Source organism: Streptomyces kunmingensis, from assembly GCF_039533535.1.
Taxonomy (GTDB): Bacteria; Actinomycetota; Actinomycetes; order Streptomycetales; family Streptomycetaceae; genus Streptomyces; species Streptomyces kunmingensis.
On sequence record NZ_BAAATS010000018.1, the window covers coordinates 547384 to 563192 of the forward strand.

At 65.9% G+C, this 15809-nt stretch carries 13 protein-coding genes and 1 pseudogene; 7 read left to right on the forward strand and 7 right to left on the reverse strand.

Features of this window, described 5'->3' with window-relative positions; all coding sequences use genetic code 11:
• Positions 1-6: 6 nt before the first annotated feature.
• Entirely contained in the window at positions 7-1347 is a 1341-nt protein-coding gene (locus ABD366_RS24100) for a DUF6716 putative glycosyltransferase (protein ID WP_324767192.1), read from the reverse strand.
• Between the two features lie 198 nt (positions 1348-1545).
• On the opposite strand from ABD366_RS24100, the gene ABD366_RS24105 reads away from it, so the two are divergent.
• From ABD366_RS24105 to ABD366_RS24115, 3 genes are read left to right on the forward strand one after another with little or no spacing between them, the layout of a single operon-like run.
• The gene (locus ABD366_RS24105) at positions 1546-2520 is read left to right on the forward strand and encodes a glycosyltransferase family 2 protein (RefSeq protein ID WP_324767193.1); all 975 of its coding nucleotides are present in this window, start codon (positions 1546-1548) and stop codon (positions 2518-2520) included.
• Complete coding sequence (locus ABD366_RS24110; RefSeq protein WP_324767194.1) at positions 2520-3866, forward strand: polysialyltransferase family glycosyltransferase; 1347 nt, start codon at positions 2520-2522, stop codon at positions 3864-3866. The genes ABD366_RS24105 and ABD366_RS24110 overlap by 1 nt, the downstream gene beginning before the upstream one ends.
• Complete coding sequence (locus ABD366_RS24115) at positions 3863-5041, forward strand: acyltransferase family protein (RefSeq protein WP_324767196.1); 1179 nt, start codon at positions 3863-3865, stop codon at positions 5039-5041. The genes ABD366_RS24110 and ABD366_RS24115 overlap by 4 nt, the downstream gene beginning before the upstream one ends.
• A gap of 24 nt (positions 5042-5065) precedes the next feature.
• Here ABD366_RS24115 and ABD366_RS24120 read toward each other — a convergent pair whose 3' ends face one another.
• The gene (locus ABD366_RS24120) at positions 5066-5701 is read right to left on the reverse strand and encodes a TetR/AcrR family transcriptional regulator C-terminal domain-containing protein (RefSeq protein WP_411293646.1); all 636 of its coding nucleotides are present in this window, start codon (positions 5699-5701) and stop codon (positions 5066-5068) included.
• 222 nt (positions 5702-5923) lie between these two features.
• Here ABD366_RS24120 and ABD366_RS24125 point away from each other — a divergent pair, with 222 nt between their 5' ends.
• Positions 5924-7384 (forward strand): FAD-dependent monooxygenase, encoded by a 1461-nt coding sequence (locus ABD366_RS24125; RefSeq protein ID WP_324767198.1) that lies wholly within the window; start codon positions 5924-5926, stop codon positions 7382-7384.
• A 44-nt stretch (positions 7385-7428) separates the two neighbouring features.
• On the opposite strand, the pseudogene ABD366_RS24130 reads toward ABD366_RS24125, so the two are convergent.
• Positions 7429-7668: pseudogene (locus ABD366_RS24130) on the reverse strand (LysE family transporter); the annotation flags it as partial.
• A gap of 26 nt (positions 7669-7694) precedes the next feature.
• Here ABD366_RS24130 and ABD366_RS24135 point away from each other — a divergent pair.
• Together ABD366_RS24135 and ABD366_RS24140 are read left to right on the forward strand one after the other, a co-directional pair.
• Positions 7695-9272 carry a recombinase family protein gene (locus tag ABD366_RS24135; protein ID WP_324767199.1) on the forward strand — a complete coding sequence of 526 codons (1578 nt, stop codon included), beginning with the start codon at positions 7695-7697 and terminating at the stop codon, positions 9270-9272.
• Between the two features lie 348 nt (positions 9273-9620).
• Positions 9621-10058, forward strand: coding sequence for a hypothetical protein (locus tag ABD366_RS24140; protein ID WP_324767201.1), 438 nt, complete (start codon positions 9621-9623; stop codon positions 10056-10058).
• Positions 10059-10314: 256 nt separating this feature from the next.
• On the opposite strand, the gene ABD366_RS24145 is transcribed toward ABD366_RS24140, so the two are convergent.
• Positions 10315-10899 (reverse strand): hypothetical protein, encoded by a 585-nt coding sequence (locus ABD366_RS24145; RefSeq protein ID WP_324767202.1) that lies wholly within the window; start codon positions 10897-10899, stop codon positions 10315-10317.
• A gap of 720 nt (positions 10900-11619) precedes the next feature.
• On the opposite strand from ABD366_RS24145, the gene ABD366_RS24150 reads away from it, so the two are divergent.
• Positions 11620-12786 carry a phage major capsid protein gene (locus ABD366_RS24150; protein WP_324767203.1) on the forward strand — a complete coding sequence of 389 codons (1167 nt, stop codon included), beginning with the start codon at positions 11620-11622 and terminating at the stop codon, positions 12784-12786.
• Positions 12787-13940: 1154 nt separating this feature from the next.
• On the opposite strand, the gene ABD366_RS24155 is transcribed toward ABD366_RS24150, so the two are convergent.
• From ABD366_RS24155 to ABD366_RS24165, 3 genes are read right to left on the reverse strand one after another with little or no spacing between them, the layout of a single operon-like run.
• Positions 13941-14783 carry a helix-turn-helix domain-containing protein gene (locus tag ABD366_RS24155; RefSeq protein ID WP_324767204.1) on the reverse strand — a complete coding sequence of 281 codons (843 nt, stop codon included), beginning with the start codon at positions 14781-14783 and terminating at the stop codon, positions 13941-13943.
• Positions 14773-15297: a DUF6879 family protein gene (locus ABD366_RS24160; RefSeq protein WP_324767206.1), complete on the reverse strand. Its 525-nt coding sequence runs from the start codon at positions 15295-15297 to the stop codon at positions 14773-14775. The genes ABD366_RS24155 and ABD366_RS24160 overlap by 11 nt, the downstream gene beginning before the upstream one ends.
• Positions 15281-15487 carry a hypothetical protein gene (locus ABD366_RS24165; RefSeq protein WP_324767207.1) on the reverse strand — a complete coding sequence of 69 codons (207 nt, stop codon included), beginning with the start codon at positions 15485-15487 and terminating at the stop codon, positions 15281-15283. Before ABD366_RS24165 ends, ABD366_RS24160 begins: the two co-directional genes overlap by 17 nt.
• Positions 15488-15809: the final 322 nt, after the last annotated feature.

Genomic DNA, 15809 nt, shown 5'->3' on the forward strand with positions numbered 1-15809 from the left:
GCCGGGTCACAGCTCGCCCATCCGCCGGATGACGGGGGCGACGCGCTGCACGCCGTGCCGGTAGGCGCCGCGGGCGGCCCGGCGGACGATCTGCCGCACGGCGCCGGGGTCCTTGTCGGCCGCGGGCGCGCCGGGCAGCGGGCTGCCGTCGGGCGCCAGGTGGTGGCGGGCGAGGATGCGCGGCAGATAGCCGGGGGCGGTGGTGCGGCTGTAGTACGGGGTCAGCGGCGGCCGGTCGCGCTCAAGGAGCGCGGCGACCCTGGCACGCGCGCCGTCGAAGGCGCTCTCGTACGACGCTCCCCCGGCGGCGACGCCCTGCCGGGCCACCCATTCGGGGTCCGGCTCGGGCAGCGCGCCGGCGTCGAGCTGCTCCCAGGACACGAGGCAGCCGGAGCCGGTGAAGTGGTGGTTGCCGAGCGCCTCGCGCACCCCGAGGTCGGTGAGCAGCGCGGTCGGGATGCGCCGGTGCAGGGACTCGAGGGCGGCCGTGGAACTGACCGTGACCAGCAGGTCCGTACGGTCGAGGACCTCACCCATGTTCCCGTACACGAGGCGGAAGTTGGGCGGCGGGTCGAGCCGCTGGACGAGTTTCTGGTACGGCACTTCCTCGATGTGCGTGGTGTGCTCGCCGGGCTTGCTGCGCAGCTTGAGCAGTACCTCGCGCTCGGGGTGGAGCGTGGCGTGCCGTACCAGGCGCTCCAGCAGGTACAGCCGGTCGGCCGGGCTGTCCGGCACGGACGGCTGCGCCGCGAAGACCACCGTGTACGGGTCGTGCGCCTCTTTGTAGGTGTCGCCCCCGAGGAACGGCAGCGCGCACTCGGTCACCGAGGCGGCGTCCGCGCCGACCCCCTCGTACACGGCGCGGAAACGCTCCGCGTCGTAGCGGGAGTTGGCGAGGACCACGTCGGCGCCGTGCCGCAGCAGCAGCCCGTCGGCGAGCTTCTCGTAGACGACGCCGACGTAGCCGGTGACGACGACGGGGCGCTTCGCCGCACCGCGCCAGGCGTGGGCGAGTCCGTGCAGTACGGCCTGGACGGCGCCGCCCACCAGGGCGAGGACGACCACGTCGTACGCGGCGGGCTCGTCGCCTTGTACGGAGCGCTCCATCTCCCGCAGGAACTCGACCGCGGTGACCTCGCGCAGCCGGTCGGCGCGCACGCCGACCTCGGTGAGCTGGCGGGGGGTCGGGGTGGCCCGGCCCCGCAGCAGAAACCCGTCAAGGGTGGCGCGGGCGGCCCGGTCGGAGGTGAGGCGGCCCGCGGTGAGGGCGCCCCATTTCCATCGGGTGTCGGAGTCTGCGAGCACGGCGATCCGCTGTTGCTGTTGCTCGGGAGTACTTACTGGCACGACGACGAAGTTAGGAAGGCATTTCGAGCCGCGGCCCAACCCGAGTGCAACAAACGGTTAACAGCACACCGACGAATGGCGAATCAGCCCGGGAAATGCCCGATGGCGGGGCTGGTTCACGGTCCCGCCACACGTCGTTCACCTGGCATCAAGTTGCCGGTCAAGACGAATGCCGGGCCGCCGCCTAACGTCACGGACGTGGTCAAGCTCTCCGTCATCGTGCCGTTCTATAACGTGCAGCAATACGCGCCGACAGCCCTCAGAAGCCTGAGGGCGAATGCGCGTTCCGACTTCGAATTCATTCTCGTCGACGACTGCTCGACGGACCGGACCAAGGAGATCGTCGAGCGTGGTGCGCTCGACCTCCCCGGCTCCGTCCACGTCAGACGCGAGGAAAAGGGGGTGTCCGCCGCACGGAACCAGGCGATCGACATGGCGCGCGGCGAGTATCTCACTTTCATGGACGGGGACGACTGGGTCGCGCCAGGGTACTTCTCCCAGCTCGTGAGCAGGATCGAGGAGTTGGGCTGCGACTTCGTGCGCACCGACCATGTGCGCTGCACCGGTAACCAGCGGGAGATCCACCGCGTCCCCTGGGGGCCGCGCAACACCGTCGTCTCGCCGCGTGAGGTGATCCTGCCGGCGGACCGCTCGACCCCTGTCGACTACCCGTACTCCTGGGCCGGCGCCTACCATCGCCGCCTCGCCGACGACGGGCTGCTGCACTTCCCCGAGAATCTGCGCACCGCCGAGGACCGCCCCTGGATCTGGCGGCTGCACCGCAAGGCCGAATCCTTCGCGGCCGTCGACCTGCTGGGTATCTTCTACCGCCGCGGGGTCAGCACCTCACTGACGCAGATCGGCGACACCCGGCAGCTCGACTTCATCGCCTCCTTCAACCAGGTCATCAAGGAGACGTCCGAGGATCCGGACGCGGAGCGATTCCTGCCGAAGGTGATTCGGACGTATTGCGCCATCATTGCCCACCACCTGAACACCATTGACAAATTCGAGCCGCCGGTGGCCCGCAAAATGCGCTCGATGAGCGCCTCGGCACTTAAGTCCATGCCGCAGGATCTGCTCAACGAAGCGCTCGACACCATGGACCTCGAACGCGCGTCCCGGCTGCGACGGCTGCGACGCCGCCCCGCCCCGGTGGAGGTGGCAGCCTGATGACCAGGACGACCCAGATCTTCAGCGTCTCCACCCTCTACGGAGCCGCGACGCTCGCCGCCGCCCTGGACGCCGACCGGTTCGCCCCGGCCGACCAGCGCATCCTGCTGGTGTGCAACAACAGCGCGACGCCCGAACTCACGCCCGCCCTCGACGAGATGGACGGGTTCGAGCAATTGCGCGACCGCTTCGACCGCGTGCTCTCGTGGAACGAGGCGATCCATCCGTTCCACCCCGGCGGCTGGTCGCCCCGTCCGAACGACGCCGTCCTGTTCGAGCGGTATCTGCGCCTGCTGTGGGATCTGGGAGACGACCGGGTGGAGCTGGCCGTCGAATCCATCCAGGTCAACCCCTCACTCGCGGTGTGCCAGGTGTTCCCGGGCGCCCCCGTCGACGTGTACGCCGACGGCCTGATGAGCTACGGCCCGACCCGCTTCAAGATCGACCCTCTGGTCGGGACCCGGATCCGGCGGCTGCTCCACCTCGACCTGGTGCCAGGGCTGCGGCCCCTGCTGCTCACCGAGTTCGACGTCGAGGCGGAGGTCGTACCGACCGACACGTTCACCAAGGTTCTCGCCGAACTCTGCGACGCGGAGGAGACCTTGCCCCTCCCGGAGGTCGCCGCGGAGGACCGCCCCGCCCTGCTCCTCGGTCAGTACCTGTCCGCACTGGACATCCTCACCGCCGATGAGGAGGAGCAGCTGCATCTGCGGATGCTGGAGGGAGCCCTCGCGCTCGGCCACACCAAGATCGTGTTCAAGCCGCACCCCACCGCGCCCGCCCGCTGGTCACGTCTCCTGGAGCAGGAGGCGGAGCGGCTCGGCGCCGAACTGACCGTCCTGGAGCGCCCCGTCCTCGCCGAGGTCGTCTTCCAGCGACTGCGCCCGGCCCTCGTCGTCGGATGCTTCTCCACCGCCCTGCTCACCGCGTCCTCGCTGTACGGGCTGCCGGTGGCTCAGACCGGCACGGATCTGCTCCTGGAGCGTCTCACCCCCTACCAGAACAGCAACCGCGTCCCCGTCACGATCGTCGACGCGCTGCTGCCCGAGGTGACGGACAAGGCGGCGGTACACGCCCAGGCGCTGGACGCCGACCTCTCCGGACTGCTCGCCGCGCTGGGCTTCGCGATGCAGCCCAAGATCTACCCGAACCTGCGCCCCGCGGCCGAGCGTTACCTCACCCAGCACCTCACGCCCCGCACCTGGCGCTACTTCAAGCGCCGCAGGCTCACCGCGCTGGCGCTGCCCGGCGGCGTCCCGCCCCAGCTCGGATTCATCCCGCGCAACGCGACGGTCCGGCGGGTGGCCAGGCAGGCGCGACGGATCAAGCGGGCGACGCTGGGATGAACACCGCATCGCCGGCCATGGACCGGTCCCCGTCGCACCAGCCCGACGCACCGGAGACGGGGGTCACGCTGCCCTCCCCCGCCGGTCCCGCCGTCAGGGGCACGGGCCGCCTGCGCGCGCTGGACGGGCTGCGGCTGATCGCCGCCCTGATGGTGGCGGCGTACCACTACGGAGGCCGGGACGGCGACATCGCCAAGGCCTGGGGCAGCTCGCCGCAGACCCAGTTCCCCACGGTCCACGAGTGGTTCGCGTACGGGCCGCTCGGTGTGCAGATCTTCTTCGTCATCAGCGGCTTCGTCATCTGCATGAGCGGCTGGGGACGCCCTCTGCGGTCGTTCTTCGCGTCCCGCGTCTCCCGTCTGATGCCCTCGTACTGGGCGGCCATCATTCTGGTCACGCTGATATTCGCGCTACCGCCGGTCGCCTACGCCGCCGTGTCACCGAGCGACGCCCTGCTGAACCTCACCATGCTCCAGCAACCGCTCGGCGCGGACCGGGTCCTCGGAGTGTGCTGGACGCTCTGGGTCGAACTGCGCTTCTACGCCCTGTTCGCGCTGTGCGTCGTGCTGCGAGGCGTGACCCGTCACCGCGTCGTGCTGTTCTGCGCGGCATGGACGCTGGCGGCGGCGCTCGCCGACGCGTCCGGCGAGCCCTTCCTCAACCTCGTCCTGATGCCGGAGTACGCCCCGTTCTTCGTCGGCGGCATCGGCCTGTACCTGGTCCACCGCGACCGGCGCGACGTGCTGGCCTGGGGCATCGTCGCGGTCGGCTGGGCGATCGGACAGCACTACGCGGTGGCCGGGCTGTGGCACAAGCCGAATCCGGAGTACTTCTCCTACCGCGAACCGGTGATCATCATCGCGATCGTCACAGCGGGCTTCGCGGCCGTCGCGGCCATCGCGACCGGCCTGCTGAACCGGGTGAACTGGCGCTGGCTGACCGTCGCGGGAGCGCTGACCTACCCCTTCTACCTGGTGCACGAACATCTGGGCTGGGTGTCGATCGAGGTCCTGCACCAGCACGCCGGACTGCCCTCGTGGGCCACGTTCCTCGGGACGATCGCCGTGATGCTGACGCTCGCCTGGCTGCTGAACCGTTACGTCGAGAAGTGGGCCACGCCGTTGCTGCGCCGGGTCCTGAACCGACGGCCTACGCCGCAGCACGCCTCGTCGTAGCGCGCTGCGGGCAGCCGTCGGCCCTCAGCGCACCCCGTACCGCGCCTCGATGCCGGACACGATCAGGCGCAGCCCCTCCTCGAACCGCTCGTCGTACGCCGCGAAGAGCTGACCGCCCGCGGCGGCGGCGAGCGGGTAGGCGGCCAGCCGCTCCGCCCGCTCGGCGACATCGATGGCCGGCGGCTCTTGTGGCGGGTACGGCCGCATGCCCTGCTCCTCCGTGACGAAGCCCAGCGTGTACATGTACGCCGTCGAGCTCGCCCAGGCGGCCTGGTCGGCGGTGAATCCGGCGTCGATGAGGAAGCGCAGGTTCGCCTCGAGGCCGGCGCCGTGGTCGGTCCCGGTGAACCGGGTTCCGCTGAAGACCTTCGCGCCGTCGCGGTAGCGCAGAAGCGTGGCGCGCAGCTGCCGGTTGCCCTGCGTCAGCCACTCCTGCCAGGTGCCGGACGGCTCGTAGCCGATCCCTTCCCCGGCCTCGATCCCGGCCTCGCCCGCCACCCCGCTTCCGGCCGCCGTCATGCGGCGGAACATCACCGTGGCCATCTCGTCGAGCAGCGCCTGCTTGTTTTTGAAGTGCCAGTACAGGGCGGGCGCCTGCACGTTCAGCTCCTTGGCGATGGCGCGCAGCGTCAGGCCCTCCAGGCCCACGTCGTTCAGCAGGTCGAGCGCGGTGTCGGCGACGTACGCCTTGTCGAGCCTGGCCTTCTTCGGCTCTTCGGGGCGCCCCTGCTCTCCCGGGTTCTTCTGCCCTCCCGGGTTCTCCTGCTCCTGCGGGCTCTTCCGCTCTTTCGGGTTTCTCTGCTCAGCCACGCTTGACACCTTATCGCCGTTAAGGCCATGCTCGGGGAACGGAGAACTTAACGACGTTAAGGGGTGAGGGTGATGGTGACGTCGACGACGGACGTCCTGATCGTGGGCGCGGGCCCGACCGGCCTGGTCCTGGCCGCGGACCTGGCGCGGCGCGGGACGCGGGCGATGCTGGTGGAGCGGGCGGACGCCCTGTTCCCGGGCTCGCGCGGCAAGGGCCTCCAGCCGCGCACGCAGGAGGTGCTGTACGACCTCGGGGTGCTGGACGCGATCTACGCGGCGGGCACCGCGTACCCGACGATGCTGCTCTGGGAGGGCGACGAGCCGGGCCAGGAGTGGGACATGCTCGAGCGCACCGAGCCGACGGAGGAGGTGCCGTTCGCGGACGGCTGGCTGGTGCCGCAGGCCCGCACGCAGGAGGTGCTGTACGCCCGGCTGCGGGAGCTGGGCGGCGAGGTCCGTTTCGGTACGGGACTCGCGGGCCTGGAGCAGGACGCCGAGGGGGTGACGGCGAGGTTCGAGGACGGTTCGGTGGTGCGCGCCGCGTATCTGGTGGCGGCGGACGGCGGCCGTTCCACGGTGCGCAAGGCCCTCGGCATCGGTATGACGGGCGAGGCCGTCGACGCGAAGCCGATGCTGGTGGCGGACGTGCGGATCACGCCGGACGCGCCGGTCCCGGACACGCACTGGCACGTGTGGCCGAAGGCGCCCGAGGGCGGTGTGGCGTTCTGCCCGCTGCCGTCGGACGCGGGCCGCCTGTTCCAGCTGGCGGCGCAGTACACGGACGAGACGGCGGTCCCCGACACGTCACCGGCCGGAGTGGCTAAGCTCCTCGCGACCCGTACGCCGCTCAGGGAGGAGCACGTCGCCGAGGTGCTCTGGACCTCGGACTTCCGGGCGCGCGCGGCGCTGGCGGACCGCTTCCGCGAGGGCCGGGTCTTTCTGGCGGGCGACGCGGCGCACATCCACTCCCCCGCGGGCGGACAGGGTCTGAACACGAGCGTGCAGGACGCGTACAACCTGTCGTGGAAGCTGACCGCGGTCCTGGCCGGCGCACCGGAGCGGCTCCTCGACACGTACGAGGAGGAGAGGCTGCCGGTCGCGGCGGACATCCTCGGCATCAGCACTCGCATCCACCGCGCCGGCGTGCTCGACAAGGGTGCGCGGCGAGGCGAGGAGGTGCAGCAACTGGGCATCGGCTACCGCGAGTCGGCGCTGACCCGGGAGACCCGCACGGATCTTGCGGAGGGGGCGCTGCGGGCCGGTGACCGGGCGCCGGACGGGCGGCGCGGCGGGATCCGGCTGTTCGACACGTTCCAGGGGCCGCACTGGACGCTGCTGTCCGTGGGCACGGACCCCGAACTCCCGTCGCTGCCGGGTAAATCCATACGCACGGCTCGCATTCCGGCGTACGAGGCGTACGGCACGGGCGTGTTCCTGGTGCGGCCGGACGGCTATGTGGCCTGGGCCGGTGAGACGGCCCAGGGCCTGGAGACGTACCTGACGGAGCTCGGGATCGGCGCCGCCGGGCGGTGAGGAACGAAGGGTGAAGGGTGCAGGGGGCGGAGTGAGAGCAGCGCCTACACGCTGGCCATCGACAGCTTCACCGCGAACCCGAGGAAGAGCACCCCGGCCGCCGAGGTCGCGCCGGCCGACAGACGCTTGCGGCGGCGGAAGGCGGCGGACAGCCGGGTGCCGCTGAAGATCAGGGCCGTCAGGTACAGCACGCTCGCGATCTGCGCGAAGGCGCCGAGCACGACGAAGGAGAGGGCGGGATAGGCGTAGGTGCGGTCGACGAACTGCACGAAGAATGTTCCAAAATCAAACTACCTGTACGCTCCCGCCCATGACCGCTACCAAGACCGCTCCCGAGTGGACCGCCGAAGAACTGGCAGAGCTGGCCGACCTCCAGGCCAGGAACGATGTCCTGCCGGACGACGCGCCGCGTGGCCTCCTGTCGGTACGCCTGTCGATCCTCACGGAGGACACAACTTCCCCCGCCAGGCAGGAACTTGACCTCCGTCGCCATGCCATCCGCGAGGGCGTGAGGGTTGTTGGCGTGGCCAGGGACCTTGGAGTGTCTGCAACCAAGAAGGCGCCCTGGGAGCGGAAGGAACTTGGCGACTGGCTCAACAACCGCATCCCCGAGTTTGACCTGATTCTGTTCTGGAAGTTGGACCGATTCATCAGGCGCATTTCCGACCTGCATGAGGTCATCAAGTGGTGCAAGAAATTCGGGAAGAATCTGATTTCCCTCAATGACACCCTGGACCTGTCATCGCCCATGGCTCAGGCAATGGTGACGTTCATTGCGGCAGTCGCAGAGATTGAAACCGCGAACACCAAGACTCGCGTTTCGTCACACTGGGAATACACCAAGCAACAGGACCAATGGCGGATCGGTAAGCCATCGTATGGCTACAAGACTGCCAGGGTCGACGGGAAACTCCGCCTAGTACAGGAGCCTAAGCAAGCGCAAGCGGTGCGCTACATGTATCGCGCTGCAATGCGAGGGGTTCCGGCAAACCGAATCTCCAAGGTCCTGGACAGAGCCAAGGTAGCGACCTACAGCAACCGGAAATGGAACAATCAGCAGGTTCTCAGGATTCTCAGGAACCCCGCCGTCAAAGGGATTCGCACCGAGGGCGGGGTAAAGGCGACGACCTACAAATCCACACCTGTACTGGACAAACAGGGCCAGGAAATCAGAGTCACGGATGAGCCGATCCTGACTGCCGAAGAATTCGAAGGCGCGCAAGCGGCACTCGCCACCCGCGCGAAGAACAAGCGTCACCATGAGAAGAACCGTCGTCCGACCAGGTTCCTCGGCGTCATGAAACATCAGTGCGGAAGAAACGTTAACGAGACGAACAGCTACAAGACGCTTTCCACCGGCGAAGTGAAGGAGTACCGATACTTGCGGTGCCCCGAATGCCGGAAGCCGGGATTCGTGACACCAGACCCTGAGCATGTGTACTCGGCTCTGGCGCAAGCCGTCTTCGAAGCGCTGGGGGATTTCGAGGTGATCCGCCGCGAGTACGCCAGAGGCGACGAGAACAGGCGTGAGCGGAAGAGGCTGGAAGAGTCCATCGCTTACTACATGTCCGGCTTGGAGCCCGGCGGAAAGTTCGATAAGGCCGGGTTCATTCGCGATAAAGCAGAGAGCACACTGGATGCCCTCATGAACGACTTGACGAAAATCGACCCGGATTCCACAAAGGATAGGTGGATCTACGAAAGCACCGGCATGACGTACAGGCAGCATTGGGAGGCCGGTGGCGTAGAGGCCATGGAAAAGGACCTGCTGAGTTCCGGAATAACCTTCGAGCTCGGAAAGCAGGACGATGGGGAACTGTTGGGGAAGTTGATCATTCCGCATGACATTAAGAAGCGGCTGATCAGAATGGACAGCACCTGGAGCTAGCCCACACCACAGCACTCCGAGCGAAGTAATGCCCCCTCCACAAAGAGGGGGCATTACTGTTTTCAGCCCTCGGATGGATACACGACATCGGCGACGACTCTCCGATTACCGTCCTGCTCTTCGATAACGGTTACAACACGCATACGCCCCCCTGTCAGCGCCGGGCCCGTGCGCCGATCGCTAGTGACAGAGGAACCTTGCAGCGCCACCCCCTGGCGAAGTCAAAGGGAACCGTTTAAACGCACGGCAAGGCGCACCGTTTAAACACCCTTCCTTGATTCCGCCACCCTGGCCGCATTAAACCGGATTGCAGGAACTCGCTACGCAAGCCGGACGGAGAACAGGCCAATGGACTTTCTGGAGCAGTACAGCGACGCCATAAAGGCGCGCAGAGCGAAGCTCCGTATACGCGGGGGTGCCCTCGCCGCCGAGACGGCTCCCCCTGGCGGTCAGGCGGCCCTCTGGTACGCCGAGTCGGCCCTGTGGCTGCCGCGTAGCGGTCAGGCCGTAGCGAGGCAGCTAGCGCGCCTCTGCGGCGATGGGGCCGAGGTGACCATCCCCTGGCGGTCGCTTGCCGATGCAGTCGGCGTACGCGACCGAGCCGGGAATCTGCGCCGCTATACCGAGCGCGGCGTGACGGCGCTAACCGACGGCGGATGGCTGGAGGTTGTGACCGTGGGCAGTAAGCGCGGAGCGAAGACGACGTTCCGACTCCTGCCGGGCGTGCGCCCGCACGGGGCGCCTGGGCGGGTCGAGGATCGCGTCAGGCAGGCCGAGGCGGCCTGAATGACCCTCGACGACTTATGGCCTAAGTAAGGCCCCCTCAGGGGCCCCTAGCTACTCCGCTCCGCTCCGTCGCTTTGCCCTGGCCGATTGAGGCCAGGAGCAGTTATGGCCTTAGACAGAAGCAGCGCCCCTCAAAAAGCGCTGCTCTATAGAAGCTCACTTCCGTTCGCTTCTCGCCTTGGCCGAGTAACGGAGGCCAGAATACATAACAGCCTAGAGGCACCTGATTGAGGGTGCCTCTATCTACGAGACAGAATTACTCGGCTTCAACTACGGCCGAGGCCGAATCATCCTCGGCCGCAAGTAGGGCATCGAAGTGACCAAACACCCAACCATCGACCATGGTTGAGTAGGCATCCATCAGAATCCTCGGAAGAGGTTCGTTCGGCTCTTCAAGGTGGAAGCACCATTGCGAGACAACATTGTCACCTATGGCCAGCTGGGCCACGGCAGTTCGTAGCCGTACTGCGTTCTCCAAGATGTGGTCTCGGGTCACGCTAGACATTGAACCTACAGAGGCTCCCTCATGTGCAATAAAATTGCGGGCTTTCCTCGCGCCGTCGAGTGCTTCGAAGTTGGCGGTTTGTGATCCGAGGGAGGTGTTCGCTAGGTCTCGCAAAGTGCCCCCAAGCATCTTGTCCGGGGGCAGGCCATCGATCAACTCTTGCAGCCCCAACACCGGGTCGGCTTGTGCAGCCTCGGCAAAGTTAGCCATCCGCAACACGTACTGACACTTTGATTCGAAGGCATTGGACAGATGCAACGCGCGACCAGCCGACAGGAAAAGCGCGTCCAACAGGCGTGGCTCACGCGGCTTCAGGTAGTTCAGCGACCAACCCATACGATCCACAGTACTCACAGCGTCCAGCGGATTTCGGGCCGGCTGATGGGGAAGCGTCGTGTAGATCGTCGAGACTCCCATAACTGCGAAGGCCAGGTGGAAGCCGGGGAGGGGAGGGTTCAAACGATCCGGGCGCCCTTCCCGGCACCCGCCGCCTTCCCTTCGCGTGAGCGCGCGGGGGTTAGCCCGAAGACGTGGGCCCGATATTTCGGCACCCTGCGGAGCTTTCATGTGATGGCGATCACTTCATTTACGGTACGAGAATCGCGCAAATAACAGGTCTTTGGGGAGTGAGATAAGGAAGCTGCGACTCCCTGGGTGGAGGAGTCGCAGAGCGGCGACAGGTGGTGTTGTCGAGACGGGAAGTCGCATGGCTTGGCTCCGAAGGCCGTGCGGCCTGCCGTCTCCTTCGGGGCAATGCCACCTTCCGTCCAGGAAGGAAACTCAGACCATGGATGAAGCGATCACGCTTCGCTGCTGGGCCTGTTGCAGAGAATTTGAGTTTACGTACGGCCCGGGGCGCCCCCGGCGCTACTGCGGCTCGCGTTGTAAGTCTGTGGCCCGCATGGCCGCGCGCAGGCTCCGTTATGTAGCCAATCTAGAGAGGCAGCGAATCAACGCCGCCTAGGCACCTATCAGCGCTTTGACCCCGTCACCGTCCTGCCCTTCGGGCGTGGACGGTTTTTTATGGCCTCTCGCGGCCCGGAAACGAAGGAACGCATGAATACCACTATCTTTGAGCGGCAAGCACAGGCCGCACTGGAAGACCGTTCGAGGCTTATCGGTGAGCTGCGGACTCTTGAGTCCGATCCTTCGGTTGCTGACGCTGAGAAGCGCGACCGCGTTAAGCGTCTCGATCGCGAGATTCGCGGCCTTGAGGCAGAGGCCCGAGAGGCTGTGGAACGCGGAGAGCGTGAGGCCGAGGTTCGCTCGCTCACGCAGGGGGACAGCGTTGGATTTCTAACGCCTGGCCGCACTCCTGACCACGATGAGAGTCGGCAGTGGCTGACTCTCGTCCCGTCCCTCAGCGAGTATCGGGCCATCTCTGGGGGCGTGGCCTCTGAGGGTGGCTACACGGTGCCGACTGAGGTTTCCGGGAAGTACATCGACGCCCTGAAGGCGAAGTCGACCTTCCTTCGTGGTCTGCCCGAGGGGAGCATTATTCCGTTCACCTCTGCCACGTTCTCGGTTCCGCAGCTTATCTCTTCTACTGGAGCCGACTATGCGGCCGAGGGGCAGACCATTGCTGAGGGTCAAATGGTCTGGGGTGAGGTCAAGTTCGACGCTAAGAAGATCGGTGAAATTCAGTGGGCTTCGTCCGAAGTACTCGAAGACAGTGCAGTCGATCAGCGCCGCGTGATCGCTGACAATCTTCTTCGTGACGCTTCGCTGAAGTTCGATTCCGACGCTTTCACCGGAGCTACTACCAACCCAATGAAGGGCGTTCTGTCGCAGGGCGTCTCTACGACTCTCGGCGCCGGGAAGACCGCCGTCACCTATGACGACCTGGCCGACGCCGTAGCACGCATCGAGGCGACCAACGGCACCCCGTCCGTGGTGTGGGCGTCCGTCGATATGGCTGCAAGTCTCCGCAAGGAGAAGGCTGCTGGCTCTGGCGTGTACCAGGGTGGTTCCCCGACAGACTCCCCGGCGTCTACCGCTTGGGGCCTCCCGATCCTCCCGAGCGCCTTCCTGCCCTCTAAAACCGTGATCGTTGCAGACGCTTCCCGAATCGTTGTCGGCGTCCGCCGTAACGCCACGGTGCGAATCAGTGAAGACGCTCGATTCGATAGGGATCAGGTCGGCTTCAAGCTGACCATGCGTATGGCTGGCGTCTCTGTCGCCGAGGCTTCCTCGGTCCAGATCATTAAGGCCGCTAACAGCTAGCCGGCCACGCTTATACCCCCGCACCCGAATGGGATGCGGGGGCCTTTTTGCATTCCCGCTACTAGCGCGGGAGTGCAGGGGAAGCCCCCCGCCGAAGCGGGGGGCTTCCCCGTTACCGGGAAGGGGCGGCGCACCATCAGCGCAACTGCCCTGCCGACCCTTCCCCTTGTGCCCTTCCGTACCCGGCCCGGGGGATTTTTGGCTCGGGCGGGAAGGGGCTCTTCCTCCCTTCAAGCCTCACTCGATGCGCAGCGAGAAGGGGCGTTGCACCCACTCCGACCGTTCACCCGCCCAAGGAAGAGCGGCCGAAGTGGGCTTCTATCCACGCCCGTTGGGGGCGCGAGTCTCATAACCTGCCGATAGCGGCAAGGGTGATCACGGCCGCGCCGAGCGCAGCCGCGCCAAAGGCGAACGCGGGCCAGGCCGCGCGCCCCAGAAATCGCTTCATGGAATCCATCCGTCGAGCCGCCCGCCCGAGCATTGCGGGCAACGAACCTCCGCCGTACCGGCGCACGTCGAGCAGCCGTCGAAGCCCCCGCAATCGGGGCACCAAACCCTCTTCCGGCCGTGGCAGGAACCGCAGATCGCAGATAGGGCGGCAAGCCACTCGCTCAGGTTCGGGCACCGTCTCGGCCGTTGCGGGGCGCTGGTCACCCCGGGGGCCCGGTGCTGTCGTGCGGGTGCAGGTGAATGATGCGGGCTGCCTCGAAGCGGGCCGAAGCGTCATGCCGCTCTATGGCGTCCCTAAGGTCTTCGTGCGTCTCCTCGCAGGTGGCGCACCCCCGAACGGGGTTCGTGACGTACAGCCACTCATCTAGCCCGTCTAGAGACACCGGTAGCTCTTGGCTGGTCGGTCGTCGAGTCATGCGCGTACACCCCAAACCGTCGCGATGGGAAGCTTCCGGCCTTCGCCCACGGACGTGTGTGGGTGATTCTCAATCTCCGCATTGCAAGAGGCGACGGCCCCCCGGTCGTCGGCCTCACGCGCCAACTCCCGTGAGTAGGCGACGGCTTCACAGGTGGCGCATCCCTCAACCCCTACCGGTTCAAGTCCGGAATCGGGTTGAGCGTTCGGCTTGTGTTCCTGCATCGATCGCCCCTCAGCTCCATGTCTGCTCCAACATGGTGCCGAGGGACGGTGGACTACACGGAAACTATTGCCGTGGTCGGGTAAAGATCATGGACCACTCAGCCAAGAGAGCTAGGCAATCTTCGCCGAATAGCGCGTATTGCTCATAGCTTTCGAAGTCCGTGCGGTAGGCCGTCACGTCCCTGTGGTCGCGCAGTATCAGAGCACCGGTTCCGGTCTCCACTGTGGCTAGGCGTCGGTCGTATAGCGTGAACGTGTTCAGCGGCCGCTCTGGAATGTGCCCACTCAAAGGGATCACGCCTAGGCGTACGTTCGGGAGGCGGGAGACCGACGCGAGCCGGTCGAGTTGCATGGCCATGGCCATTGGGGGCAGCAGTGGCCACCTGACCGCCTGTTCGGTTAGAACGAAGGTGAACGACTTCGAGTCGTCGTAAAGAACCTGCTGCCGCTCTAGCTTCTTCGCAATGGTCTTCGACTGGTCGCCGGGAACGTCGGCGATGCTTGCGCGCACATATTCGGGCGTGGCCAGAAGTCCAGTGATCATAGAGAGCAGGAAGAATCGGAACTCTGTCGAGACTGCTTCGAGTCTCGCTAGCTCGTTCTGCTTCTTGTCTAAGCCTCGACGGCGAGACGACCAGTGATCTTGCCATTCCGTGTTAGCCGACCTGGCCAACGAAAGTATCTCGGCCGCAATTGGACTATCGGCCCCGAGGGCTTCCAGAATCAATTCAACGTCGACAATAGAGGGCGTGAGCTTGCCGCCCTCGATGTTGCTTACCTTGGTTTGAGACATGTTGCAGCGGCGAGCGAGCCAGGTTTGCGTTTTCCCGGCTCGCTTGCGCTGGCCTCTCAGGGCTTCCGCTAGGTCAGACCTTGATTGACCTAGCCTCTCGGGCTCAAACGTCAATGCCCCTCACGTACTCCTCAAGAGGCACCGACTCCGCCACCGCGATCCGCTGGTATTCGATGAACGGAGCCACGTCCCCTTCATAGACTTCACGGCTGATCTGGCGTCCGTCCGGGTGGTAATTCATGAGCACCACTTCGGCACGATCGAAAATCCAGAAGTCTTGAACGCCCGCCAGGGGGTTATCTCGGTCGGTCACGTCGAGAATGCGGATCTGTTCACCGGCCAAGGCGTGGGGTGCGTAGTACTGGGCGAACTCGAATCGCAGGTAGTCCGTTAGAGGCCGCGTGACGATGTGCACGCGCCCCTGGGTTCTTCCCTCTGCGGCTTGTCGGCGTAGCCGGTCGGTGTACTCATTCGATACCGCCCGGGGGTCGATTCGGGCCCCCGTCTTGAATGCCTGGAACTCTTCCTCTTCCTGCGGCATGAGGTATTGGGGCAGGGTCTCAAGCCTCCAGGCTTCCCGCTGGAAGCCTTCGAAGCGCGCCGCCCATTCCTCACCAGCCAAGCGCACGAACGGCCTCCCTAAGTACGCTCTCGGGGATCTCCACAAGCCCTTCGCCCTCGGACGGGGTGAACGCCTGAGAAAGGTCACCCTGTACGACGAAAGAGCCGTTAGCGGTGCGGTAGACGTTCGGGCAGTCATCCTTTCCGCAGGTGCCGTTTCCGTTGCCGGTCAGTCGGGTCAGTTCCTCGCGCGCCATGCCGAAACCCCCTTGTGGCTGGCCCCTGTTGGGGCCTGGTGGCTACGACGGTACGAGGGGCCGACAGGCCCGTCTATGCGGCATCACGAATATTCGCGTGGTCGGGTAAACCGAGGGTCAGGACGCCTCGGGGCTACGCACAGCCCTCACGGTGAGGGGCTGCCGCTTTCGCCTGCTGGGCGCGCTGACAAGGGCGGAGAACGGAGTGGCCTTGGGGGGCTCCTGAGACTCCTTCGGGAGCCTCTTGGACACGCCGAGAGCTCCTAGTGCCTCCTCCTGCTCCTGGAGGCTCATGCGCGCGAACGCAGCCGCAGCATCGTCA